We start from the raw sequence: 22,571 nt of genomic DNA on the forward strand, positions 1-22,571 counted from the left end.
AAGGTATTCAGGGGGGCATATGTGCATGTTCTTGAATGTGAAGGTTTGGAAGATGAATTTCCTGCACGGGTTACGGCGAAACAAAATCTTCGCCGAAATTTTAAAACAAGTGTTTGACATGTTAGGCCGATTGACTAGAATGAATCAAACGTTTGTTTATACTTGTTGGGAAAAGTGATGCCTCCCTCTTCGGATGACACCCGGACCCGGCTGGTGGAAGCCGCGGGTCTCATGTTTGCAGACAAAGGATTTGATGCGGCGGGTGTCCGGGAGATCTGTCACGAAGCCAAGGCCAATGTGGCGGCCATCAAGTACTACTTTGGTGATAAGCGCAGTCTTTACAAAGCCGTTCTGGAACACGTGCATGTCTGCAAGGAAAACCTGGGGCAGGTCATGGCGAGTGAGGAGTGGCAGGCCCAGGCACCACTGCATCAGTTGAAATACTTCATTCTCGAAATGGTCAAGGAGCATCTGGCTAGTCAGAAGCCGGCCTGGCATCTGGAAATCATGCTCTGGGAAATGACCAGGCCAACTCCAGAGGGCAAAGAAGTGATCGAGTTGCAACTCCGCCCGATGGCCACGTATCTCAAGAAAATTCTTATGCAGATTGTGGGAGATGATATCCCTGAAGAAACCATCTGGAAGTGCGGCTTCAGTATCGTAGGACAGGTCCTTTTTTACTACGTTCATCAGGCGATCGCCCGGCAATTGGCGGGGGAGACTATATACAATCAGCTCACAGTGGAGCAGATCGCCAGTCATATCTATAGATTCTCAGTCTCGGGATTAGCAACAGTTGCCAACCGACCGGAACTGGTTAGTCAAATCGATTCATAAATATCAGTTTTTAAAAGCGGATTGATTTTACAGGCAGTTTTCTACACACAAATAACGGAGCACCAGTTATGAACTGGGTGGCTTGGAAAATGCTCAATGGCGATCCCGTGAAATACCTCGGGACCGTTTTTGGTGTCGGCTTCGGCGTCCTGCTGATTGCCCAGCAATGCTCGATCTTTGTGGGCATTATTCTCCGCACGGCGAATCCAATTGCAGACGTTCGAGAAGCTCAAATCTGGGTCATGGATCCTTATCTGCAGAATGCAGACGAAATTAAGCCCCTTTCCGATAGTGATCTCTATCGGATCCGTGGCGTGGAGGGAGTTGACTGGGCCGTCAAAATCTATAAAGGGCTGGCTCGGGCCAAAATCGAAACGGGAAACTTTCGCCAGGTCATTCTGATGGGAGTTGACGATCAATCATTAATTGGTGCCCCTGTCAAAATGATTGAAGGAGATATTCGCGATCTCAAGCGGCCGGATGCCATCGTGATGGATCAGTATGGATACAAGTATCTATGGCCGAATGAGCCGTTTCAGGTCGGTCGTGAAGTCGAAATGAATGATCGCCGGGCTGTGATTGTCGGGATTTGCGATGTTTCCGCACCATTTCAATCATTTCCAGTCGTGTTCACGCGATACTCCCAGGCTGTTCAGTTTGTGGCGAGCGAACGCCAGCAGTTGTCATTTGTCGTGGCGGCTCCCCGGCAGGGGTATCAGGTTGATGAAGTGTGTCGCCTGATTAATGAGCAAACTCGCTCAATTGGCGAGAAGTCGGGTTTGATTGCCATGCCGTATCGTGAGTTTGTCTGGATCAATATCAAATACTATCTGGAGAATACCGGGATCCCTGTGAATTTCGGAATCACTATCACCTTGGGGTTTATTGTCGGAACGGCGATTGCAGGGCAGACATTCTACTTATTTACCATTGAGAATCTGAAGCAGTTTGGAGCGCTCAAAGCCATGGGAGTCACGAACTGGGGAATTGTCGGAATGATTTGCCTTCAGGCGTCTGTTGTCGGGGTAATTGGTCTTTCGATTGGTTTAGGCTTAACGGCACTCTTTTTTGTAGCGACGACCAGGCTTCTGCCTGATTTGCGTGGTCTGCATCTGATGTGGGAAATTGCCGGGGGGACGTGCCTGGCTGTGACTTTGATTATCTGTCTGGCAAGTGCATTAAGTCTGCGAAAGGTGTTAACGCTCGAGCCGGCCGTGGTTTTCCGATAACAAGGCATCGGACTGGTGGCGATAAAATTGTTAGTACATGGAACCTAAGTCAGCTGTGTGGTTTATCATTGTCAGATTCTGCCTTCCGAATCGATTGTTGTAGGTTAGATAGATACAAATCAGTGTAAGATCTTTATCTGCGTGTTTGTTTGAGGGGTGTCGATGAATACATTGCTCATGCCAGAATCCTCGATCAACACGCAGTCCCCATTGAAGGTGGGTGTGGCTTGTGTGAAGCTGGTGAAAGAGTTTGGTGACGGCGCGAATCGCAATCGCGTGCTGCACGAATTGGATATTGATTTTTACTCGAATCAGTTGACCTTGCTGGTAGGGCCCAGTGGTTGCGGCAAGACAACGCTGATTTCGATTATTGCCGGCCTTTTGTTTCCCACGAGTGGTGATGTCGAACTGTTTGGAACGCCTCAATCACGGTTGAAGGGTGGCAAGCTGGTTCGTTTTCGAGCTCAGAATGTGGGCTTTGTGTTTCAGCAATACAATCTGCTGCCGGCTCTGACAGCGACGGAAAATGTCTGTGTTCCGCTGCTGATACAGGGAGTTCCCAGATCCAAAGCGTTGATTAAGGCCAAAGAAATGCTGGATCGCGTCGGACTTGCGACGCGGGCGGGGGCTTATCCCCGTGAGCTGTCAGGGGGGCAGCAACAGCGAGTAGCGATTGCTCGCGCTCTTGTGCACGAACCTCGTTTACTCGTTTGTGATGAACCGACAGCTGCACTGGATGGAAATTCAGGCCGGACAGTGATGCAACTGATCCGGGAAGTGTCAGTTCAGCCGGGGCGCGTGGTGATTGTCGTCACGCATGACTCGCGGGTCTATTCCTATGGTGATCGCATGATTGAAATGAGTGATGGTCGAGTAACGAATATCAGTAATTCTCCGTCATCGTCGATGACCGATTCTCAAGTGATCAGTCAGTTCAAGTCAAAGGAAACTCACTGATGCGCCGCTGGATATTGCCCGTTCTTGCTGCCGTGGCCCTGGCGTTTTCGCTGGTCCATATGAGTCTGGAAAATGTGCGCCCACCGGCACAATTCCCGCCTGTCGAACCGGCGAGGTCACCCTATCGACAGGTGGTGGCCGGGTCAGGTCTGATTGAAGCGAAGTCGGAAAACATCTCGGTGGCTGCTGAGACGGCCGGAGTCGTTGCGGAAATTGCCGTTCGAGTGGGCCAGCCGGTCGAAAAGGGCCAGGTTTTGTTTCGTCTGGATGATCGAAAGCAACGTTCCGAGTTGGGAGTTCAGACGGCAGCACTTCTGTCGGCCAGAGCCGAGTTGGAGCGATTGAAAGCACTGCCTCGGCCCGAAGATCTGCCTCCCAGTGCTGCAAAACTGGCAGAAGCCCGTGAGGATCTGGAGTTGCAGAGAGACCAGCTCAACCGTGCCGAAGAATTGCTGACGAAACGAGTGATTCAGCAGGAAGAACTCGTCCAGAGAAAGCAGGCTTACTCGATGGCCCGGGCACGGTTGGAGAATGCCGAGGCGCAGGATCAGAAACTTCGGGCCGGTGCCTGGAGTTATGAAATTGATGTGCAGAAGGCGGCTGTTCTGAGGGCCGAACAGCAGGTGGCTCAGGCCCAGACAGAAATTGACCGGCTGGTGGTGAAATCTCCGATCAATGGCGTGGTGCTGAAGGTCGATTTGCGGCCTGGAGAATTCGTCGGAACGCCACCTGGACAACCGCTGATCATCATGGGTGATCTATCGACCCTCCATGTGCGCGTCGATATCGACGAGCAGGACATCCCGAGATTTCGTCCCGGATTGCCGGCCAAGGGCTTTTTGCGTGGAGATGCCAAGTTTCCCATCAATCTTTCGTTTGTGCGAGTTGAGCCCTATACACAGCCTAAAAAGTCGTTGACTGGTGATAGTAAAGAGCGTGTGGACACCCGCGTCCTGCAGGTAATCTATGCCATTGACCCCAACTGGAGAACCAAAGGCACGTCGCCATCACAAACCCAGAATTCCGCTCCAGTGGCAGCAGAAGGTTCGTCGGACTCACGCCCACTGGAAATTGAGAGCCTGACAGATGATGAACCGGTTGAGATTTACGTCGGGCAGCAGATCGATGTCTTTATTGACCTCGAAGAGAAGCCCTCGACGGCTCAACCGGAAAAAACTTCGCAGGCCAGGCGTAAGCCAGCGTCTCCTGAGAAAATGGTGGCGTTTTCAGAGGTGGCCCCCTGAACCAGGTGGCGTTTTGTTGTGGGTCAACGAAATAAAGAGAGTTCTTTCAAGAGACGCAAGGTGTTTGCCTGTATGGCATTGCGATGTTATTAATTGACCTGCGGCTGATTACTGCTGGCCAGCGATCGGAACACGTCAGCGGTCATGCCTCTGCGTCCCTGGGGGTTGGGTCTCCTCAATTCGCTTTCTTGCGAACCTGTCAATAAGAAAATTCTCAAGTTTGTTGCAGGTTGAGGCGGGATCATGTTAGTCTTACCGGTTGCTGCGCAGACTGCGCCGAAACCGATTCGCACAAGGAGTGTTGGGTGAGCACCGGCGAAACATCGTACGATCGCGTCAATGAGTTTTCCTCGATTAAGATCAATCTGGCCAGCCCTCACGATATCCGGAGCTGGTCCTTCGGTGAGGTGAAAAAGCCGGAGACTATCAACTACCGAACATATCGTCCCGAGCGGGATGGTTTGTTCTGTGAACGTATTTTCGGTCCGGAAAAAGACTGGGAATGCGCCTGCGGCAAGTACCGCGGGATGAAGTACAAGGGGATGATCTGCGACCGTTGCGGCGTTAAGGTCACGCATAGTCGTGTTCGCCGTAAGCGAATGGGGCACATTGAGTTAGCAGCCCCTGTCGTGCACATCTGGTTCTTCAAGAGTATGCCCAGTCGATTGGGTGCTCTGCTGAGTGTGAAGACGACGTCACTGGAGAAGGTGATCTACTTCCAGGACTACCTGGTGATTGATCCCGGTGACACGACTCTGAAGAAGGGGCAACTGCTCACCGAAGAGGAGTATCGTCAGGCAAAAACCAAGTTCGGCGAAGGCAGCTTCGACGCCGACATGGGTGCCGATGCCATTAAGAAGATGCTGCTCGATCTGAATCTCGTCGAGATTTCCCAGCAGCTTCGTGTTGAGCTCAAGAAGACGAACAGCCAGCAGAAGAAGAAAGAGCTCATCAAGCGTCTGAAGATTGTGGAGTCACTCCGCGACAGCGACAACCGCCCTGAGTGGATGGTGCTCGACTGTGTGCCGGTAATTCCACCTGATCTGCGGCCGCTGGTTCTGCTCGACTCGGGCAACTTCGCAACGAGCGATCTGAACGATCTCTACCGCCGCATCATCAATCGAAACAATCGGTTGAAGAAGCTGGTTGATCTCAATGCACCGGAAGTGATTGTACGCAACGAAAAACGCATGTTGCAGCAGTCGGTCGATGCGTTGTTTGACAACAATCGCTGCAAGCGGCCAGTGCTGGGCTCGTCGAATCGTCCCCTCAAGTCCTTGACAGATATGATCAAGGGCAAGCAGGGTCGTTTCCGCGAAAACCTGTTGGGTAAGCGCGTTGATTACTCGGCTCGTTCGGTTATCGTGGTGGGTCCGACACTCAAGTTGCACCAGTGCGGTTTGCCGAAGAAGATTGCTCTGGAGTTGTACCAGCCGTTCATCATTCGTCGTCTGAAGGAACTTGGCCACGCCGACACGATCAAGTCGGCCAAGCGTATGCTGGAGCGTCGCGATGAAGAGGTGTGGGATATTCTTGAAGAGGTGATCACAAATCACCCGGTGTTGCTCAACCGCGCACCCACGCTGCACCGTATTGGTATTCAGGCGTTTGAGCCACAACTGGTGGAAGGGAATGCGATTCGTATTCACCCGCTGGTTTGCCGTGGTTTTAACGCTGACTTCGACGGTGACCAGATGGCCGTTCACCTGCCGCTCTCGATTGAGGCACAGGTTGAGGCTCATACGCTGATGATGTCGACACACAACATCTTCAGCCCGTCGAACGGGGCACCGATCATCAGTCCGTCACAGGACATTGTGATGGGTTGCTACTACGTGACCATGAAGAAGCCAGGCCTGATTGGCGATGGCATGACATTCTCCTCAACGCAGGAAGTCTACACCGCTTTCCAGCATGGCAAGGTGCGCCTGCATACTTCGATCCGCGTTCGCCTGCCGAAAGACAAGCGAGTTAAGGGTGAAGGGGCTGACACCTACAAGAAGGGTGGCCTGGTTGAGACGAGCGTCGGGCGAGTGGTCTTTAACGACATGATCTCGCCGAAGATGGCTTTCTATAATTACACCATGAAAGGCCGCGATCTGGCGGGTGTGATTTCCGATTGCTATCTCGAAATGGGACGTCGCGAAACGATTGCTCTCCTGGATCGCATGAAGGAGACTGGTTTCCGCGAATCAACACGCTCGGGCCTTTCTTTTGCCGCCAGCGATCTGAAGACTCCTCCCAATAAGGATAAGGTGATTTCGGAAGCTGAAGCTCACGTTCTCAAGTTCCAGAAGAACTATGAGAAGGGTGTGATTACGGCTAAAGAGCGCTATGAACAGACGCTGGACCGCTGGACTCAGGCCCGCGAAGCAATCACCGTTTCGATGATGGATGAGTTCAAGAACGACGTTCGCGATGAAGGTCGTTATGTGAACCCGATCTTCCTCATGGCAGATTCTGGTGCACGCGGTGGTGTCGAACAGATTCGGCAGTTGGCTGGTATGCGTGGTTTGATGGCTAAGCCAAGCGGCGAAATCATCGAAACGCCGATTAAGGCCAACTTCCGCGAAGGCCTGACAGTGCTGGAGTATTTCAGCTCCACGCACGGTGCTCGTAAGGGTCTGGCTGATACCGCACTCAAGACAGCCGATTCGGGATACCTGACTCGTAAGCTGGCAGATATCTGTCAGAACCTTGTCATCACCATGCGTGATTGCGGTACGACCAAGGGGATTACCCGCGGCGTGATTTACCGTGGTGAAAAGGTCGAAGTTGGTCTGGCAGACGCCATTCGTGGACGTGTCAGCCGGACGAACATCGTCAATCCTGTGACAGATGAAGTGGTCGTTCGTGAGGATGAACTGATCACTATCGAGATTGCCCGCAAGATTGAGGCGATGGGCCTGGAGAAAATTCAGGTGCGCAGCCCCATGACCTGTGAGGCAGGTCTGGGGATCTGTCAGCTTTGCTACGGGATGGATCTCTCCACGGGTGCACTGGTTGAAGAAGGCCTGGCAGTCGGAACGATTGCTGCCCAGTCGATTGGTGAGCCTGGAACCCAGTTGACGATGCGTACCTTCCACGTGGGTGGAACGGCATCTCGTGACGTGGAAGACAGCGAAATTAAGTGCCGCAAGGGTGGTCGAGTTCGCTTTGCCCGCGTTCGCAGCGTTGTCAATGCAGATGGTAAAGCCGTGGTGCTGGGGCGCAATGGTGAAGTCACCGTTGTGGACAGCAAAGATCGTGAACTCGAGAAGTACACGATTCCAAACGGGGCGACTCTGCAGGTTGCTGAAAACGAAGTGATTGAAGCGGGCCAGATTCTCTGCTCGTGGGATCCGCACTCGGTACCTATCCTCTGCGAAGTGGGTGGTAAGGTGCGGTTCGAAGATTTGATCGAGGGTCAGACAGTTCGCTCTGAAACCGATCGGATGGGTAACATTCGTAAGACGATCATCGAGCATAAGGGTGATCGCCATCCGCAGATTGTGCTGGAAGACAGTGCTGGTAAAATTCTGGACTTCTACTACCTGCCTGAACGGGCCACGGTGGAAGTTCTCGAAGGCCAGCAGGTGGCTGCCGGTTCGATTCTGGCGAAGAATCCCCGCGAATCGATGGGTACGCAGGACATCACCGGTGGTCTGCCCCGAGTCACTGAACTGTTCGAGGCCCGTAAGCCTAAAGAACCTGCCATTATCTCTGAGATTGATGGTGAAGTGGAACTGGTGGCCGAGAAGAAGCGCGGCAAGCGAATCATCAAGGTCAAGGGTGTTGACGGGACCGAACGCGAGCACATTATTCCTCATGGTAAACAACTGCTGGTTCACTCAGGTGAGCAGGTGAAAGCCGGGGATGCTCTCGTTCGTGGACCGCTGGTGCCTCACGACATTCTGGCAGTCAGCGGTGAAGAAGCAGTCCATGCCTATTTACTGCATGAAATCCAGAACGTGTACCGCTCTCAGCGTGTGGTCATCGACGACAAGCACATTGAACTTGTCGTGGCCCAGATGTTGCGAAAGGTTCGTGTCGATGATGTCGGCGATACGACATTGCTGCCAGGCGTGCTGATTGACCGGTTTGAATTCCGCAAGATTAATCAGAAGCTTCAGCAGTGCGGCCGTGTGACCGATCCTGGTGACTCGGAATTCCATAAGGACGACATTGTCCCGCTGGAAACGATTGCTCAAGTCAACGAAGAAATTGAAGCTTCCGGCGGACAGCCCATTGCGACAGCCAAGCCGCGACCAGCTTCTGCCAGTACGCAATTGCTGGGGATTACGAAGGCCGCTGTGCAGAGCGAAAGCTTCCTGTCGGCAGCCAGTTTCCAGGAAACGACCAAGGTGCTCACCGAGGCTGCCATTGCCGGCAAGTCCGATTACCTTGTGGGTTTGAAGGAAAACGTGATTCTTGGCCACCTGATTCCTGCAGGAACTGGCTTCAAGCTCCATCAGAAGTCTGAGGTTCGAATTCGGCCGGAAGCTCTCGCGGAGCTGACTGCCGAAAGAGACAGGATTTTGGCCGCCCGGGCCAACCTGCTCAACGAGCCAGAGATTTCGCCCAACAGTGGTTTGGGGCGACTCGAATAAGTTCCTGAGAAGACGCAGATACAGTTTTAGTGAATTAAAGCAGAGAGAATCGATGTGTCGGCTCTCTCTGCTTTAATTCTGGTTCATGTGCACTGGCACAGAGCCAGGCGTGAGAACCAACTGAAAGTCGGGTTCGTGACTCGGTTAGGTTGAACTCTCAACAGCCGTACGTTATCCTTTTCGACTTTCCAGAGAGACTTATCCGCTCGCAGACAAGCTTTTTTGGTCTTTTGAGTCTGTAAGTTCTTATCTGGTAAGCACATACAAATAGTTCTTGTTGATGCGGCAGATGTCTGCAGCCTGATGGACAGATTGATTTATGCCTACGATTAACCAGCTCGTTCGCAAACCACGCGTGAAACAACCTAACCGGACCAAGTCACCGGTGCTTGAGGCTTGTCCGCAAAAGCGTGGTGTGTGTCTGATGGTGAAAACGATGACTCCCAAGAAGCCAAACTCGGCTTTGCGGAAGATTGCTCGTGTTCGCCTCTCCAATGGAAAAGAAATTACAGCCTATATCCCTGGTGAAGGGCACAACCTGCAGGAGCACTCGATTGTGCTCGTGCGCGGTGGTCGTGTTCGCGATTTGCCGGGTGTTCGCTACAAGATCATCCGTGGTGTGCTTGATACTCTGGGTGTCAACAATCGTAAGCAGGCTCGCAGCCGTTATGGTACCAAGCGGCCTAAGTAGGCAATCATTGGGGCGGATGTCGGCATCGCAGTTTTCTGTGAGAGGTATCTGTCTTGTCGTGGTGGCCAGAAATTTCTTGGTGATCAGAGATCGCAGTCGGTAAATATCAGCTTGTTTTCGTCTTGCTAAACGTTTGAGAGATTTATGGCCAGCAAATTTACAGCCAGTGCTGATCAGCTTAAGCCCGATACCCGTTATGGTTCCCGTCTGGCTTCCAAGTTCATCAATTGCCTGATGCACGATGGTAAGAAGAGTGTGGCAGAGGGCGTCTTTTATGATGCTCTGGACATCATTGCCGAGAAGATTCCCGATCGCAGCCCGATCGAGATCTTCACGACGGCTGTTGATAACTGCCGACCCAACGTTGAAGTTCGCTCCCGTCGCGTGGGTGGTGCCAATTACCAGGTGCCAACTCAGGTGAAGCCTAAGCGGCAGCAGACATTGGCAATTCGCTGGATTCTGGCTGCTTGCCGTGGCAAGAAGGGCCGCCCCATGCATCGTAAGCTTGCTGAGGAGTTTATGGCTGCCTTCCGTCGCGAGGGTGCTGCTGTAACTTATCGTGAAAACGTGCACCGCATGGCCGATGCCAACAAGGCTTTCGCTCACTTTGCTAACTAATTTCCGACTGTGACTGGTTGGAAGCTGAGTCCAAGTGTTGCACTCTGTCTGTCCAGCCGGCTGCTGACTTTGAAGTGCGGCGTGATAATCGATCACGCCGCACTTTTTTTTCGGATCCATCGTCTTCACTCAGTGAGTTGTTCGAGAGCGTCTGTCAGATCAAACTAAGCAGCTGACTGCTAGAGGTTCGTTTTGAACCTCGCGCTGGCTGCTGGAGAGAGGAAACCGGGTCATGATTCGCGACATTTCATCGATTCGCAACATTGGCATTATTGCTCATATCGATGCGGGCAAAACGACCACCACCGAGCGAATCCTGTTCTATGCGGGCGAAATTCATAACCCCGGAAATGTGGATGATGGAAATACCGTTACGGATTTCGATCCCGAGGAAGCTCAGCGGGGGATCACAATCTATTCGGCAGCCATCAGCTGCTCCTGGCGTGGTTGTTCCATCAACATCATCGATACACCCGGGCATGTGGACTTTACTGCAGAAGTCCAGCGCAGCCTGCGGGTCCTTGACGGTGGCGTGGTTGTCTTCAGTGCGGTGGAAGGTGTTGAGGCTCAAAGCGAGACAGTCTGGCGGCAAGCGGATGGATTTAAGGTTCCGCGTATCTGTTTTATCAACAAGCTGGATCGGATCGGGGCGAACTTCGAGCGTGTGGTTGGTCAGATTACCGATCGATTGCAGGGCGTTCCGCTGGTGCTCTCAATTCCTATCGGGAGCGGGCCAGCGACGAATTCGGACGGATTTACGGGGATCGTAGATTTGTTACGAATGGAGGCTGTCTACTTTGATAAAGAGTCGAAGGGGAGGGAGATTCGCCGTGAGCCAATCCCTGCCGCCTGCCAGGATCAGGCGGATGATTATCGGACTCAGCTCATCGAGAGTGTGGCCATGCTCGATGAGGCCGTTTTTGCGGTGTATGACGAAACCGGGGATATTCCACTCGCCGATTTGAATCGCCTGATTCGTGAGGGGACGATCACGGGTCAGTTTCAACCTCTGTTGTGCGGGGCTTCGCTGGACTACATCGGCGTGCAGCCGATTCTGGATGCTGTGGTGGATTATCTGCCCAGTCCACTGGATGTCCCGCCGGTGGAAGGTCGGCATCCGAAAAAAGAGAGCGTTGAAATTCGCAAGCCGAATGAAGATGAGCCTTTCGCTGGTCTGGTCTTCAAAGTGCAGGTCGACGAGCATTCGGAGTTGTACTTCGTACGAGTCTATTCGGGAGTGCTCAAGAGTCGCTCGCGAATGCTCAATCCTCGGACTGGCGAAAGAGAGCTGATCAGTCAATTGTGGAAAATGCAGGCCGATTCCCGGGTGAAGCTCGATGAGGCCGGTGCCGGCGATATCGTGGGGGTCGTGGGACCCAAGACTTCTGTCACAGGCGACACGCTGTGTGAAGCGAATCAGCCGATTCTTCTGGAATCAATCACATTCCCTGAGACTGTGATTTCGATGGCCATTGAGCCTGAAACGAGTGCGGATCGCAAAAAACTCGAAGAGACGCTCAAACTGCTCGCCAAGCAGGATCCCACATTCCGTGCAAAAATCAGTGAAGAGACAGGCCAGACAATTGTCAGCGGCATGGGGGAATTGCACCTCGAAATTATCAGCAAACGGATGGAGCGTGACTTCCATCTGAAAATGAGAATTCATAAGCCTCGGGTGACCTATCGCGAAACGATCTGTAAAGCGGTGGAGTTTGAAGAAGTCTTCGAGCGGCAGGCGGGCGCGACATCGCTCTATGCGATGATCAAGCTTCGGGCTGAGCCTCTGGAAAGTGCTCAATCGGTCGTGGTTGAGAATAAAATGAAACCCGGGGCATTCCCGGCCGAGTTGACGCAGGTTTTAATCCAGGCCATGAATGACGAATCCAAGAGTGGAGGAACCGTCGGTTATCCACTGATGAACATGAAATTGCAGGTACTGGGAGCCGGTTTTCGCGAAGGGGAAACCAACGAAATTGCAGTCCGGGCTGCAGCGGCCAGTGCCGTAAGAAGAGTTCTGGATGATGCGGGTGTGATGCTTCTGGAACCTGTGATGAAGCTGGAAGTCGTTACGCCAAATGACTTTGTCGGAAATGTCACGGCCGACTTGAACTCCCGACGTGCTTCGATTCTGAACACAGGGCTCCGAGGTAATCTCGTGGTGATTGAGGCGGAGGTTCCGCTCTCCGGAATGTTTGGCTATTCGACCCAGGTGCGAAGTCTTTCGCAGGGGCGAGCCTCCTATTCCATGGAGCCATTGCGATTTGCGCCCGCTCCTGATTCTGTCCTTAAGACGATGCTGGGTGAATGAAGTTTCTGTTCTATCTTTGCTGTTTGAGGGTTTGGAACCAAAGCAAAAGAACTGTCAATCCCGGTTGATTGACATTCGAGGGCGGCGAATTTAGAATCTTCGCTCCGTCCATGAGTTCGCTTCTTGGATCGCTCATTGAAAAACGCGTAAGTTGCTGGCTGAAGGGAAGTTCGAGTGGTTGGTCAGAAGCAGGAAAAGATTCGTATCCGAATGGAAGCCTACGATCATTCGGTTCTCGATCTGTCGGCAAGCGAAATCGTGGATACCGCAAAGCGAACCGGAGCCATCGTTCATGGACCGATTCCGCTTCCAACTCGAATTGAGCGATACACAGTGTTGCGGTCCCCGCACATTGACCGGAAGTCTCGAGAACAGTTCGAGATTCGTACGCACAAGCGTTTGATTGATATTATTCAGCCGACTGGCAAGACGATTGACGCGCTGAATAAGCTGTCTCTCCCTGCTGGTGTGGATGTGAAGATTAAAGCGACGGCCAGCTAGGTTTTGCTGTTGGCTGCTTTGCGATAGGTTTGGTTTGGTAGAATGATTTGTTCGGATGATGTCCGCATCCCCAGGCGCTGGTGGTGGCGATGAACAGTCCGCTAGGTTTTAAGGTGTTCGATATGTCGTGCGGGTTGTTGGGTCGCAAGGTCGGTATGACTCAGGTCTTTACCCCTCAGGGTGAAGCGATTCCAGTGACCGTCATTGAGTGTGGCCCCTGTGTCGTGCTCCAGATTCGCACTGTTGAGCGTGATGGCTACTCAGCTATTCAGTTGGGTTTTTCTGATAAGCCTCGTCGTCTGGCGTCCCGATCGGAGCGAGGGCATGTCGCTGCCATTGATAGCAAGAGGCGGAAGTCACTTGCTGCCGCTGGTGTGGCAGTCGCTGAAAAAGCCGATTGCGAACCGAAACGGTTTGTTCGAGAGTTTCGAGTTACTCCCGAAGAGGCCTCTGCTTTCACTGTGGGGCAGGTGCTGACGGTTTCTCAGATTTTCGGTGAAGTCAAGCACGTTGACGTGGTGGGGACTTCAAAGGGTCGCGGGTTCGCCGGTGTCATGAAGCGGCACAATTTTCATGGTACCTGCGCCAGTCACGGTGTTAAGAAGGTGCATCGCTCTGGTGGTTCAACTGGTCAGAGCACGGATCCGGGTAAAGTCTTCAAGGGGACGAAGATGCCCGGGCATTACGGTGATGCACAAGTCACTGTCCGTCGGCTCCAGGTTGTGAGAGCTGATGATGAAAATAATGTGCTGCTGGTCCGCGGCGCAGTTCCTGGTTATAGCGGCGGGTTTGTGCGAGTGCGGAAGACAAACTGCAAGTAGGTTCTTCCCTCGTGCCTTTGCCTGATTGAGTCAGTGTCTCCTTTGTTTTGCCTAGTAAAGACATTCAATTATGATCAGTCTTCCAATTCATACATCGACGGGTGAGGCGACGGGTCGCAACTACGAGTTTGATCCAGCGGAGCTGGCAGATAGTATCAACAAGCAGTTGCTTCACGATGCTGTGGTGATGTACCAGGCCAATTTACGGCAAGGGACTTTTAAGTCCAAGAGCCGTGCTGAAATTGCGGGAAGTAAGCAGAAGTTGTTCAAGCAGAAGGGGACCGGTCGGGCCCGCCAAGGCAATAAGCGGCAGCCAGTCCGTCGTGGCGGTGGACATGCTTTCGCAAAGCGTCCTACCGATTTCAGCTATCGATTGCCTCGCAAGGCTTTGCAATTGGCAACTCGCATGGCGTTGCTCGGTAAGTTTCAGGATAACGAAGTCACTATTATCGAATCGCTTGCTCTTGAGGCTCCTAAGACCAAGGTTGTGGCAAGTTTGCTGAATAAGCTGGGTCTGGAGTCGAAGAGTTGTCTTATCAGTATTCCCACACATGATTCGAATGTCTGGAAGTCGGCCCGCAATATTCCTAAGGTCGGCGTTTCACCCGCTAGTGGGCTGAATGCTTATCAGTTGCTGCTCCGTAAGCAGTTGGTTGTCACGACTGATGCGTTGGATTTGCTGAGGAAGCCAGCAGAGTAGTATTGAAGATCAGGTATCGGTTGAGTTGAGGCTGGTGGCGGTTCTGGCGGGTAAGGAAGTTTATTATGGCCATTGTTCCTAAGTCTGGCGTAGTGCTTGAATCCTATCAGGTGATCCTCAAGCCGCTCATTACAGAAAAGGGGACTTACCTTTCGTCTAAGCGGAATGCTTATACGTTTCAGGTGAATCCTCTGGCGACAAAGTTTGATATTAAGAAAGCTGTTGAAGAGCTTTTTTCAGTTAAGGTTGAGAAGGTTCGAACTCAGAATCGAGTTGGTAAGCCCCGTCGCCACCGCATGAAGCTGGGTTATACCTCCGCCTGGAAGAAGGCCATTGTGACTCTCAACGATGACGACCGAATTGCTTTCTTTTAGGTTCTAGTTATTGATTTTTGTGGTTGATTGAAATCGAGTCGATTTTGTCCCGCTGACTCACGTTCATTTGAGCTGTTGGAATTGAATTATGGGTGTCCGTTTCTACAAGCCCACAAGTGCCGGTCGACGCGGTGGCATGGTCAGCGATTTTTCCGAAATCACTGACCGTAAGAAGAAGCCAGAGAAGTCTCTTGTTGTTCCTTACAAGAAGACTGGTGGTCGCAACTTCCAGGGCAAGATCACCAGTCGTCATATCGGTGGCGGCCATAAGAAGATGTACCGCCTGATTGATTTCAAGCGGAACAAAGATAACGTCACGGGCGTGGTGACACACATCGAATACGATCCAAACAGGACCTGTCGTATTGCTCTCGTGCAGTATGAAGATGGGGAAAAGAGATATATTCTCGCACCCGAGGGTTTGGCGGCCGGTTCCAAGATTATGAGTGCCAACGACGGTTTGGAGCCGATTGTTGGTAACTGCATGCCTCTGGAGAAGATCCCTACGGGAACTTCAGTGCATAATATCGAATTGCAACCTGGTCGCGGTGGACAGCTCTGTCGCAGTGCGGGTGTTTCTGCCGTTGTGAATGCCCGTGAGTCAGGCTGGGCTCAGATTACATTGCCATCAGGCGAAGTTCGCCGAGTGCCATCATCGTGCCGGGCCACCATTGGTGTGCTGGGTAATGGTGAGCACATGAACATTGTGATCGGGAAGGCTGGTCGTGTTCGCTGGATGGGCAAGCGTCCCTATGTTCGCGGCAGTGCCATGAACCCGATCGCTCACCCGATGGGTGGTGGTGAAGGCCGTCGCTCTGGTGGTCGTCACCCCGTCAGTCCGACTGGGAAATTGGCCAAGGGTGGACGGACCCGTAATCCACGCAAGACAAGCCGTAACGCCATTGTTCGGCGTCGTAAGTCAGTGCGTTATGGCCAGTTGAAGCTTTGATTTTGATGATTTTGATCGGTTTGAGTTAATTGTTTGTGTTTGTGTGCAATAGGGTATACGTGAATGAGTCGTTCATCGAAAAAGGGCCCATACGTCGATGAGAAACTTCTCAAGAAGATTGAGAAGTTGGTCGTCGCCGGCAAGAAAGAACCCATTAAGACCTGGGCTCGTCGCTCCACAATCAGTCCTGAATTTGTGGGACATACCTTTCTTGTTCACAACGGGAAGCAACATCTTTCGGTCTACGTGACAGAAGAGATGGTCGGTCATAAGCTGGGTGAATTCTCCCTGACCCGTATTTTCCGTGGTCATGGTGGTAAAGGTAACAAGTAGAATTGTTGCTTTGAATTGTTGATGGTTTTCGTCTTTTAGGTGGATCATGCGTTACCAGGCTGTTCACAAATTTGCTCGTATTGCACCAACCAAGGTTCGTCATCTGGCGGATCTGATTCGTGGGCAGGTTGCTGGTCAGGGCCTGACAACCCTCAGGTACATGCCTCATCGTGGTGCAAGAATGCTTGAGAAGGTCTTGAGGAGCGCGATCGCCAACGCCGAAGACCGTGACGAAAGGTTTCCCGAATCGCTCAGGATCATTGAGTGCAAGGTGGATGGTGGTCCGATGTTTAAGCGGATCCAGCCTCATGCCCGTGGAATGGGGTTTGTGATTCGTAAGCGTTTCTCTCATATAACGATCGCTATTGGATCGATTGAAAGTCCAGTCGCTGGTCAGTAGTATTTCCGCCTCAGGCTTTAAGCTTTGTGGTGGCGAGCATTGTTTGTTTAAGAATCAATTGCAGGGTAATTTGCCGATTTGGTGAAGCATCAGGATGGTTTCCATCCATCAGAAGGGTAGACCAGCAATGGGTCAGAAGGTTCGGCCAACAGGCTTTCGAGTGGGGATCGTCGAAGACTGGCGAAGTCGTTGGTACGCGACCAAGAAGGAATTTGGTGATCTGCTCATCGAGGATCAGAAGATCCGTCGTTTCATCAAGACAAAGTATGAGTTTGCCGGGATTCCAAGAATTGAAATCGAACGAACCCGTGACCAGGTGATTGTCCACCTGCATACGGCTCGTCCTGGTATCATCATTGGTAAAAAGGGCCAGGAAGTCGATCGTTTGAAGGCTGAACTTGAAGATCTGACCGGTCGTCGGATGGAGCTCAAGATTGTTGAAATTCATCAGCCGCACCGCAGTGCGGTCCTGGTGGCTGAAGATATTGCACAGCAGCTTGTGAAGCGTGGTAGTTTTCGTCGCGTGATGAAGCGATCACTGGATCAGGTGATGGAGTCAGGTGTTGAGGGGATTAAGATCGAGATGAATGGCCGTCTTGGGGGGGCTGAAATGTCCCGTACCGAGAAGGCGATCCGAGGCTCGATTCCTCTCTCAACTCTGCAGAAGCACATTGATTATGGTTTAGCAGTAGCGAAGACCACGATGGGTGTGATTGGCGTTAAGGTGTGGATCGACTTGGGCGAATATCGTAACGAGGAAGAGAGCTATGGCGCTGATGCCCAAGCGGGTCAAGCACCGCAAAGAGCAAAGAGGTCGCGTAAAAGGTAATGCGACTCGTGGTATCCAGGTGTCGTTCGGCGACTGGGGCTTGCAGGTTCTTGAGCCTGGTCACATTCGCGGGACAACCATCGAGGCCTGTCGTATTGCTGCTACGCAGTATGTTCGTGGTGAAGGCAAGCTTTACATTCGAATTTTCCCGAACAAGCCTGTGACTGCGCGTCCTTTGGAGACTCGTATGGGTACAGGTAAGGGTGAGCCAGACCACTGGGTGGCTGTGGTTCGACCAGGGAAGATTCTGTTTGAGCTGGCAGGGGTTTCTGAGGAGGCTGCCCGTGAGTGTTTCGCTCGCGTGGCTTACAAGCTTCCTTTGAAGGTCAGGCTGGTCGGCCGCACGATTAAGGTTTGAGACTGTGTTTAGCTCGTAAGGCTGTGCTTTGCACAGAGGATTTCAGGCGCTGCTTCGCACAGTAGTGAGTTTGAGTGTTTCGTTTGAGGTGGAATGTAGATCATGACAAGTGCCCGTAATCTTCGTGGAATGTCTGCTGAACAATTACAGTTTCAGTTGGATGAGGCGCAGAAGGCATTGTTTGATCTGCGTTGCAAGGCAGCTTCAGAAAAGTTGGAAACTCCCAGTCTTGTTCGTCGAGCCCGGCGGGAGATTGCTCGTATTAAGACGGTTCTGCGTCTGCAGGAACTGGCAAAGGTCTAAATTTTTGTCCTGCAGATTCGCAGACGGAGTGATAGATGCGTAAGACAGTGATTGGTGTTGTGACAGGCGATAAGGCGAGTAAAACGCGCCGCGTCGAAGTTGAGAGGATTTTTAAGCATCCCAAGTATGGGAAAACTGTTCGTCGTCGAACTGTTTGCCATGCTCACGACGAGAACAATGTTTCCCGTCTCGGTGATACCGTTGAAATTATTGAGAGTCGACCTATGTCGGCCCTCAAAAGGTGGGCTCTCGTCTCGGTGGTCAAGACTGCATTGCCGACGTCGAGCGATGCTTCCTGAACACGTTGGATGGCTGTGCGATTTATCTTTGTGGCTGCCTGTGTGATTTAAGCGAGTTGATGTCATGATTCAAATGCAGACTATGCTGGATGTTGCTGACAACACCGGTGCAAAAACTGCACGCTGCATTAAAGTTCTCGGCAGCTCACGGAAGCGAACTGCGACTTTGGGTGATGTGATTGTTCTGGCAGTCCAGAAGGCCTTGCCAGGATCCTCGGTCAAGTCGGGCAGTGTCGTTAAGGGTGTGGTCGTGAGGGTTCGTCAGCCCTCTCGCCGAGTTGACGGCAGCTACGTGCGTTTCGACTCGAACGCTGTCGTAATTGTCGATAATGATGGAAATCCTAAGGGCTCACGCATTTTTGGTGCAGTGGCTCGTGAGCTTCGTGAGAAGCGATATATGAAGATTATCAGTCTTGCGTCGGAGGTGGTTTAACATGCGAATTCGCAAGGGTGACATGGTTGTAGTTCTGACAGGTGATGATGCGAGTGCAACGCCTCGCAAAGTTCTGTCAGTCGTTCAGTCCGGCGACAAGGTGGTTGTTGAAGGTGTCAACCGTGTATTTAAGCACGTACGTCGTGGACATCCCAAGAGCCAGCAGGGTGGTCGTCTGTCCCGCGAGATGCCAGTTTCATCTTCCAACGTCGCTTACTTCTGCAGTGCCTGTGGCAAGCCAACTCGAATTGGAATGCGTTTGCTGGCAGACGGTCGAAAAGAGCGTTTTTGCAAGAAGTGTGACGCATCGATTGGTGTGATCAGTCCAGCTCCCAAGAGTGCAACGGTCCCTGGTTAATTGAAACTGGTACGTTTGAATCTGCAGTCGCAGTGATGTTTGTGTGGAAGGTAGGCTAGTTTCATGGCACGGTTGATGGAACGGTATCGTTCTGAGATTCTTCCCTCTCTCAAATCAGAGTTGGGTCGTGAGAACGAACTGTCATTGCCTAAATTGACCAAAGTTGTCGTCAGCATGGGTCTGGGTAAGGCTATTGGTGAGCGAAAACGATTGGAAGAGGCTGCGCAGCACCTTGCATCGATCACTGGCCAGAAGCCATTGATTACAAAATCCCGCAAAGCCGTCTCGGGTTTCCGTCTTCGTGAAGGGATGGAAATTGGTTGTATGGTGACTTTGCGTGGTCGTCGCATGTATGAGTTTCTGGATCGTCTGATTTCTCTTGCCCTCCCCAGAGTTCGTGACTTTCGTGGCGTGAATCCCAATGGATTTGATGGTCACGGGAATTACAGCATGGGGCTGACTGAGCAACTGGTGTTTCCTGAAGTCAATCCTGATAAGGTGAACTTTGTCCAGGGTATGAACATTACCATGGTGACTACCGCTCGTAATAATGATGAAGGAAGGCTCCTGCTGAAAAAGCTGGGTATTCCATTCCGCAAAGATTAGGTTTGAAGAGTCGTACTGCTTAGCTCCTTAAGTTGACCGAGATTGGAATATGGCCACATCAGCACACGTTGCCAAGGCAAAGCGAACCCCTAAGTTCTCGACGCGAAGTGAAAATCGCTGTCAGCTTTGTGGTCGTCCCCGCGCAGTTTATCGTAAGTTCAAGATCTGCCGTATTTGTTTCCGCAATCTGGCACTCGATGGTTTGATTCCCGGCTGCAAGAAGGCGAGCTGGTAAGTTCTTTGTCTGGAAGCTGTTAAGGTTTCTTCTGCTATGATGACCGATCCTGTGGCTGACATGTTGACTCGAATCCGCAATGCCGTGGCTTGCGAGCGTCCGTTCGTGGATATTCCTTATTCACGCGAGAAGGCCGCCATCGCTGCTGTGCTGCAGCGGGAGGGGTATGTTTGGGAATCGGAAGTCATCGAAGGGCAGCCTCGTTCGACATTGAGGATCAGTCTGAAGTACGGTCCAAGTGGTGAGCGGGTCGTTCAGCAGATCAAGCGAATCAGCAAACCAGGTTGCCGAGTTTATGCTGGCGTCGACGATCTCCCCAATGTGCTCCAGGGCCTGGGTATTGCGATTGTTTCCACAAGTAAGGGTGTGTTGAGTAACCGCGAAGCTCGCAAACAACGGCTTGGTGGCGAGGTGATTTGCACAGTCTGGTAGTGCCTTATTGCCCGCTTTCTGCTGGTTTTGACATATCGCTGGTATTGGCTTATTAGAGAGAGAATTTCCGACCGCTAAGGTTGGAACTCAGGGTGTACTATGTCTCGTATCGGTAAAAAGCCAGTAGCTATTCCCGCTGGCGTTACAGTTCAGGTTGCTGGCGATAAGCTTTCCGTCAAGGGGAAGGTTGGCGAACTTTCGCTCACCGTTCATCCTAAGATCACCGTCCGCGTGGACGCAGGTCAGGTGCTTGTCGAGCGTCCTGATGATACTCGAGAGAGTCGTGCTCTTCATGGTTTGACGAGAGCTCTCGTCAACAACATGGTTGTTGGCGTGGATAAGCCCTGGGAAAAGAAGCTTGAGATTCAGGGAGTGGGTTACCAGGCGGCACTCTCTGGTAAAGTGCTGACACTTCAGGTTGGTTTCGCCAATGCCATCAAGCTGGATGTCCCAACAGGTGTTTCCTGTGTACTCGCTGACCCCACACACATTACGGTGAGTGGGGCTGATCGGCAGGCTGTCGGGCAGTTTGCAGCGAACATTCGACGCGTCAGACCACCTGAGCCTTACAAGGGTAAGGGCGTTCGATACTCGGACGAACGAGTTCGACGCAAGAGTGGCAAGGCCATGAGTTAGTAATTTCCGGGTCTGCGTGTTACAACAGTACGCTTCCTTGTTGATTTTGTATCTGTCTGAAAAGTGAGTTTGTTATGAAGCTGATCAAGAGAGCTGCCAAGCAGAAGGAGCGACGTGGATTCCGCGTGCAGAATCGTGTGCGGTCTTCAGGACGCCTCCGGTTGACGGTTTTTCGCAGCAACAAACATATTTACGCTCAGATCGTGGATGATGTCGCAGGTCAGACGCTTGTCTCGGCTTCGACAGTCGAGAAGTCTGTTCTGCCTGAGGGGCATGGCAGCGACTGCGCGGCTGCGGCTGCTGTAGGCAAGGCCCTTGCGACACGTGCCAAGGAGAAAGGAATCGTTGAGATTGCCTTTGACCGTGGCAGCTATCGTTATCATGGTCGTCTTGCTGCATTGGCTGATGCTGCACGTGAAGCTGGACTGTCGTTTTAGCCGGCTGTGGTTTTGTGTCGTGTGACATCTCCTGATGGCCGCGTTAAGTCTCAATGCTCTGGTGAGTTGATAAGTCGGAGAAATAGGTGTGAGCTCGGAAAATCAGAATTCATCTCCAGAGCGAGTTGTCCAGATTCGTCGCTGTTCTTGCGTGGTCAAGGGTGGCCGTCGTTTCAGCTTCACCGCACTCGTCGTCGTTGGCGATGGGAATGGGCGTATTGGTTACGGTTACGGGAAGGCTGTTGAAGTTCCTCTGGCAGTCGAGAAGGCTGTCAAGCAGGCCAATAAGCGTATGGTCCGAGTCCCTCTGGTTGATGGAACAATTCCTCACCAGGTGATTGGGAATTATGGAACAAGTCAGGTGATGTTCATGCCGGCCAACCCTGGTACCGGGATCATTGCCGGTTCGAGTCTGCGAGCGATTGCTGAGTCACTGGGTATGAGAGACATTCTGACGAAGGTCAGGGGCTCAAGTAATCCGCTGAATGCCGTTAAGGCTGCCTTCGCTGCTCTTGAGAAATTGCGGACACGCGAAGATGTCGCTCGTCTGCGGGGAGTGAAGATTTAATTATGATGCTTCATGATGTGAACATCGGAATCAATGGCCACAAGACACGCAAGCGTGTTGGACGTGGTCCCGGCTCGGGACATGGTAAGACCTCTGGTCGAGGCCACAAAGGAGCTGGCAGCCGTAGTGGTACCAAGCGCCGTCTGGGATTCGAAGGTGGTCAGAAACCTTTGATGCGTCGAATCGCCAAGCGCGGCTTCAGCAATAACTTCTTTGCTCTGAAGATTGCGGAAGTCAATCTTTCCGCAATTGAGAAGGCTTTTGAAGTGGGCGAAGTCGTCACTCCTGAACAGCTTTCAGTTCGTGGATTGGCTAAGGGACGCTTCGATCAGGTTAAGATTTTGGGTGATGGCGATTTGACCAAATCGTTATCAGTGACAGCACATCGGTTTTCTGCCTCGGCTGAGGAGAAGATTCTGGCTGCCGGTGGATCGACAGTTAAGTTGGTATAGTGCCGTTTTTCGTCGTCGGAGTTCATCTGAGATTCTGTGATTTTCAGATTTCTGGCTGCCAAATGTCACTTGTC

General features: G+C 52.1%; 28 protein-coding genes. All 28 read left to right on the plus strand.

Annotated features, from left to right (window positions below; translation table 11 throughout):
- Positions 1-177: 177 nt before the first annotated feature.
- The gene (locus A6X21_RS13260) at positions 178-837 is read left to right on the plus strand and encodes a TetR/AcrR family transcriptional regulator (RefSeq protein WP_068848612.1); all 660 of its coding nucleotides are present in this window, start codon (positions 178-180) and stop codon (positions 835-837) included.
- A 68-nt stretch (positions 838-905) separates the two neighbouring features.
- On the plus strand, positions 906-2,066 hold the full coding sequence (locus A6X21_RS13265) for an ABC transporter permease (protein WP_013108749.1): 1,161 nt from the start codon (positions 906-908) through the stop codon (positions 2,064-2,066).
- Positions 2,067-2,228: 162 nt separating this feature from the next.
- Positions 2,229-3,023: an ABC transporter ATP-binding protein gene (locus A6X21_RS13270; protein WP_068848614.1), complete on the plus strand. Its 795-nt coding sequence runs from the start codon at positions 2,229-2,231 to the stop codon at positions 3,021-3,023.
- The gene (locus A6X21_RS13275; RefSeq protein WP_068848616.1) at positions 3,023-4,267 is read left to right on the plus strand and encodes an HlyD family secretion protein; all 1,245 of its coding nucleotides are present in this window, start codon (positions 3,023-3,025) and stop codon (positions 4,265-4,267) included. Before A6X21_RS13270 ends, A6X21_RS13275 begins: the two co-directional genes overlap by 1 nt.
- Before the next feature lie 305 nt (positions 4,268-4,572).
- On the plus strand, positions 4,573-8,856 hold the full coding sequence (gene rpoC, locus A6X21_RS13280) for a DNA-directed RNA polymerase subunit beta' (protein WP_068848618.1): 4,284 nt from the start codon (positions 4,573-4,575) through the stop codon (positions 8,854-8,856).
- Between the two features lie 319 nt (positions 8,857-9,175).
- Positions 9,176-9,547, plus strand: a complete 372-nt coding sequence (gene rpsL / locus A6X21_RS13285; protein ID WP_013108753.1) for a 30S ribosomal protein S12 — start codon at positions 9,176-9,178, stop codon at positions 9,545-9,547.
- Positions 9,548-9,691: 144 nt separating this feature from the next.
- Positions 9,692-10,165: a 30S ribosomal protein S7 gene (gene rpsG, locus A6X21_RS13290; protein WP_013108754.1), complete on the plus strand. Its 474-nt coding sequence runs from the start codon at positions 9,692-9,694 to the stop codon at positions 10,163-10,165.
- Between the two features lie 232 nt (positions 10,166-10,397).
- On the plus strand, positions 10,398-12,473 hold the full coding sequence (fusA, locus tag A6X21_RS13295) for an elongation factor G (RefSeq protein ID WP_068848620.1): 2,076 nt from the start codon (positions 10,398-10,400) through the stop codon (positions 12,471-12,473).
- A 174-nt stretch (positions 12,474-12,647) separates the two neighbouring features.
- Positions 12,648-12,974, plus strand: coding sequence for a 30S ribosomal protein S10 (rpsJ, locus tag A6X21_RS13300; protein WP_013108756.1), 327 nt, complete (start codon positions 12,648-12,650; stop codon positions 12,972-12,974).
- Between the two features lie 122 nt (positions 12,975-13,096).
- Positions 13,097-13,795: a 50S ribosomal protein L3 gene (rplC, locus tag A6X21_RS13305; RefSeq protein WP_083233599.1), complete on the plus strand. Its 699-nt coding sequence runs from the start codon at positions 13,097-13,099 to the stop codon at positions 13,793-13,795.
- A gap of 70 nt (positions 13,796-13,865) precedes the next feature.
- Positions 13,866-14,495 (plus strand): 50S ribosomal protein L4, encoded by a 630-nt coding sequence (gene rplD / locus A6X21_RS13310; RefSeq protein ID WP_068848624.1) that lies wholly within the window; start codon positions 13,866-13,868, stop codon positions 14,493-14,495.
- A 65-nt stretch (positions 14,496-14,560) separates the two neighbouring features.
- Positions 14,561-14,869, plus strand: coding sequence for a 50S ribosomal protein L23 (gene rplW / locus A6X21_RS13315; RefSeq protein WP_068848626.1), 309 nt, complete (start codon positions 14,561-14,563; stop codon positions 14,867-14,869).
- Positions 14,870-14,957: 88 nt separating this feature from the next.
- Positions 14,958-15,818 (plus strand): 50S ribosomal protein L2, encoded by an 861-nt coding sequence (rplB, locus tag A6X21_RS13320; RefSeq protein ID WP_068848628.1) that lies wholly within the window; start codon positions 14,958-14,960, stop codon positions 15,816-15,818.
- Positions 15,819-15,881: 63 nt separating this feature from the next.
- Positions 15,882-16,151 carry a 30S ribosomal protein S19 gene (gene rpsS / locus A6X21_RS13325; RefSeq protein WP_013108761.1) on the plus strand — a complete coding sequence of 90 codons (270 nt, stop codon included), beginning with the start codon at positions 15,882-15,884 and terminating at the stop codon, positions 16,149-16,151.
- Positions 16,152-16,197: 46 nt separating this feature from the next.
- The gene (rplV, locus tag A6X21_RS13330; RefSeq protein WP_068848631.1) at positions 16,198-16,551 is read left to right on the plus strand and encodes a 50S ribosomal protein L22; all 354 of its coding nucleotides are present in this window, start codon (positions 16,198-16,200) and stop codon (positions 16,549-16,551) included.
- A 127-nt stretch (positions 16,552-16,678) separates the two neighbouring features.
- On the plus strand, positions 16,679-17,380 hold the full coding sequence (rpsC, locus tag A6X21_RS13335) for a 30S ribosomal protein S3 (protein WP_068848633.1): 702 nt from the start codon (positions 16,679-16,681) through the stop codon (positions 17,378-17,380).
- Complete coding sequence (gene rplP / locus A6X21_RS13340; protein WP_068848635.1) at positions 17,319-17,738, plus strand: 50S ribosomal protein L16; 420 nt, start codon at positions 17,319-17,321, stop codon at positions 17,736-17,738. Before rpsC ends, rplP begins: the two co-directional genes overlap by 62 nt.
- Positions 17,739-17,840: 102 nt before the next feature.
- Positions 17,841-18,041 carry a 50S ribosomal protein L29 gene (rpmC, locus tag A6X21_RS13345; RefSeq protein ID WP_068848637.1) on the plus strand — a complete coding sequence of 67 codons (201 nt, stop codon included), beginning with the start codon at positions 17,841-17,843 and terminating at the stop codon, positions 18,039-18,041.
- A gap of 35 nt (positions 18,042-18,076) precedes the next feature.
- On the plus strand, positions 18,077-18,340 hold the full coding sequence (gene rpsQ, locus A6X21_RS13350; protein WP_013108766.1) for a 30S ribosomal protein S17: 264 nt from the start codon (positions 18,077-18,079) through the stop codon (positions 18,338-18,340).
- A gap of 64 nt (positions 18,341-18,404) precedes the next feature.
- Positions 18,405-18,773, plus strand: coding sequence for a 50S ribosomal protein L14 (gene rplN / locus A6X21_RS13355; protein ID WP_013108767.1), 369 nt, complete (start codon positions 18,405-18,407; stop codon positions 18,771-18,773).
- A gap of 1 nt (position 18,774) precedes the next feature.
- Positions 18,775-19,131, plus strand: a complete 357-nt coding sequence (gene rplX / locus A6X21_RS13360; RefSeq protein WP_068848639.1) for a 50S ribosomal protein L24 — start codon at positions 18,775-18,777, stop codon at positions 19,129-19,131.
- Positions 19,132-19,194: 63 nt separating this feature from the next.
- Positions 19,195-19,737, plus strand: coding sequence for a 50S ribosomal protein L5 (gene rplE / locus A6X21_RS13365; protein WP_013108769.1), 543 nt, complete (start codon positions 19,195-19,197; stop codon positions 19,735-19,737).
- Between the two features lie 49 nt (positions 19,738-19,786).
- Positions 19,787-19,972 (plus strand): type Z 30S ribosomal protein S14, encoded by a 186-nt coding sequence (locus A6X21_RS13370; RefSeq protein WP_013108770.1) that lies wholly within the window; start codon positions 19,787-19,789, stop codon positions 19,970-19,972.
- Positions 19,973-20,008: 36 nt separating this feature from the next.
- Positions 20,009-20,404 (plus strand): 30S ribosomal protein S8, encoded by a 396-nt coding sequence (rpsH, locus tag A6X21_RS13375; RefSeq protein WP_013108771.1) that lies wholly within the window; start codon positions 20,009-20,011, stop codon positions 20,402-20,404.
- 99 nt (positions 20,405-20,503) lie between these two features.
- The gene (gene rplF / locus A6X21_RS13380; RefSeq protein ID WP_068848641.1) at positions 20,504-21,040 is read left to right on the plus strand and encodes a 50S ribosomal protein L6; all 537 of its coding nucleotides are present in this window, start codon (positions 20,504-20,506) and stop codon (positions 21,038-21,040) included.
- A gap of 74 nt (positions 21,041-21,114) precedes the next feature.
- Entirely contained in the window at positions 21,115-21,477 is a 363-nt protein-coding gene (gene rplR / locus A6X21_RS13385; protein WP_068848643.1) for a 50S ribosomal protein L18, read from the plus strand.
- An 88-nt stretch (positions 21,478-21,565) separates the two neighbouring features.
- The gene (rpsE, locus tag A6X21_RS13390) at positions 21,566-22,045 is read left to right on the plus strand and encodes a 30S ribosomal protein S5 (RefSeq protein ID WP_013108774.1); all 480 of its coding nucleotides are present in this window, start codon (positions 21,566-21,568) and stop codon (positions 22,043-22,045) included.
- Between the two features lie 2 nt (positions 22,046-22,047).
- On the plus strand, positions 22,048-22,497 hold the full coding sequence (gene rplO / locus A6X21_RS13395) for a 50S ribosomal protein L15 (protein ID WP_013108775.1): 450 nt from the start codon (positions 22,048-22,050) through the stop codon (positions 22,495-22,497).
- Positions 22,498-22,571 lie beyond the last annotated feature (74 nt).

Origin of the sequence: Planctopirus hydrillae (genome assembly GCF_001707835.1) — a bacterium.
GTDB classification, from domain to species: Bacteria; Planctomycetota; Planctomycetia; order Planctomycetales; family Planctomycetaceae; genus Planctopirus; species Planctopirus hydrillae.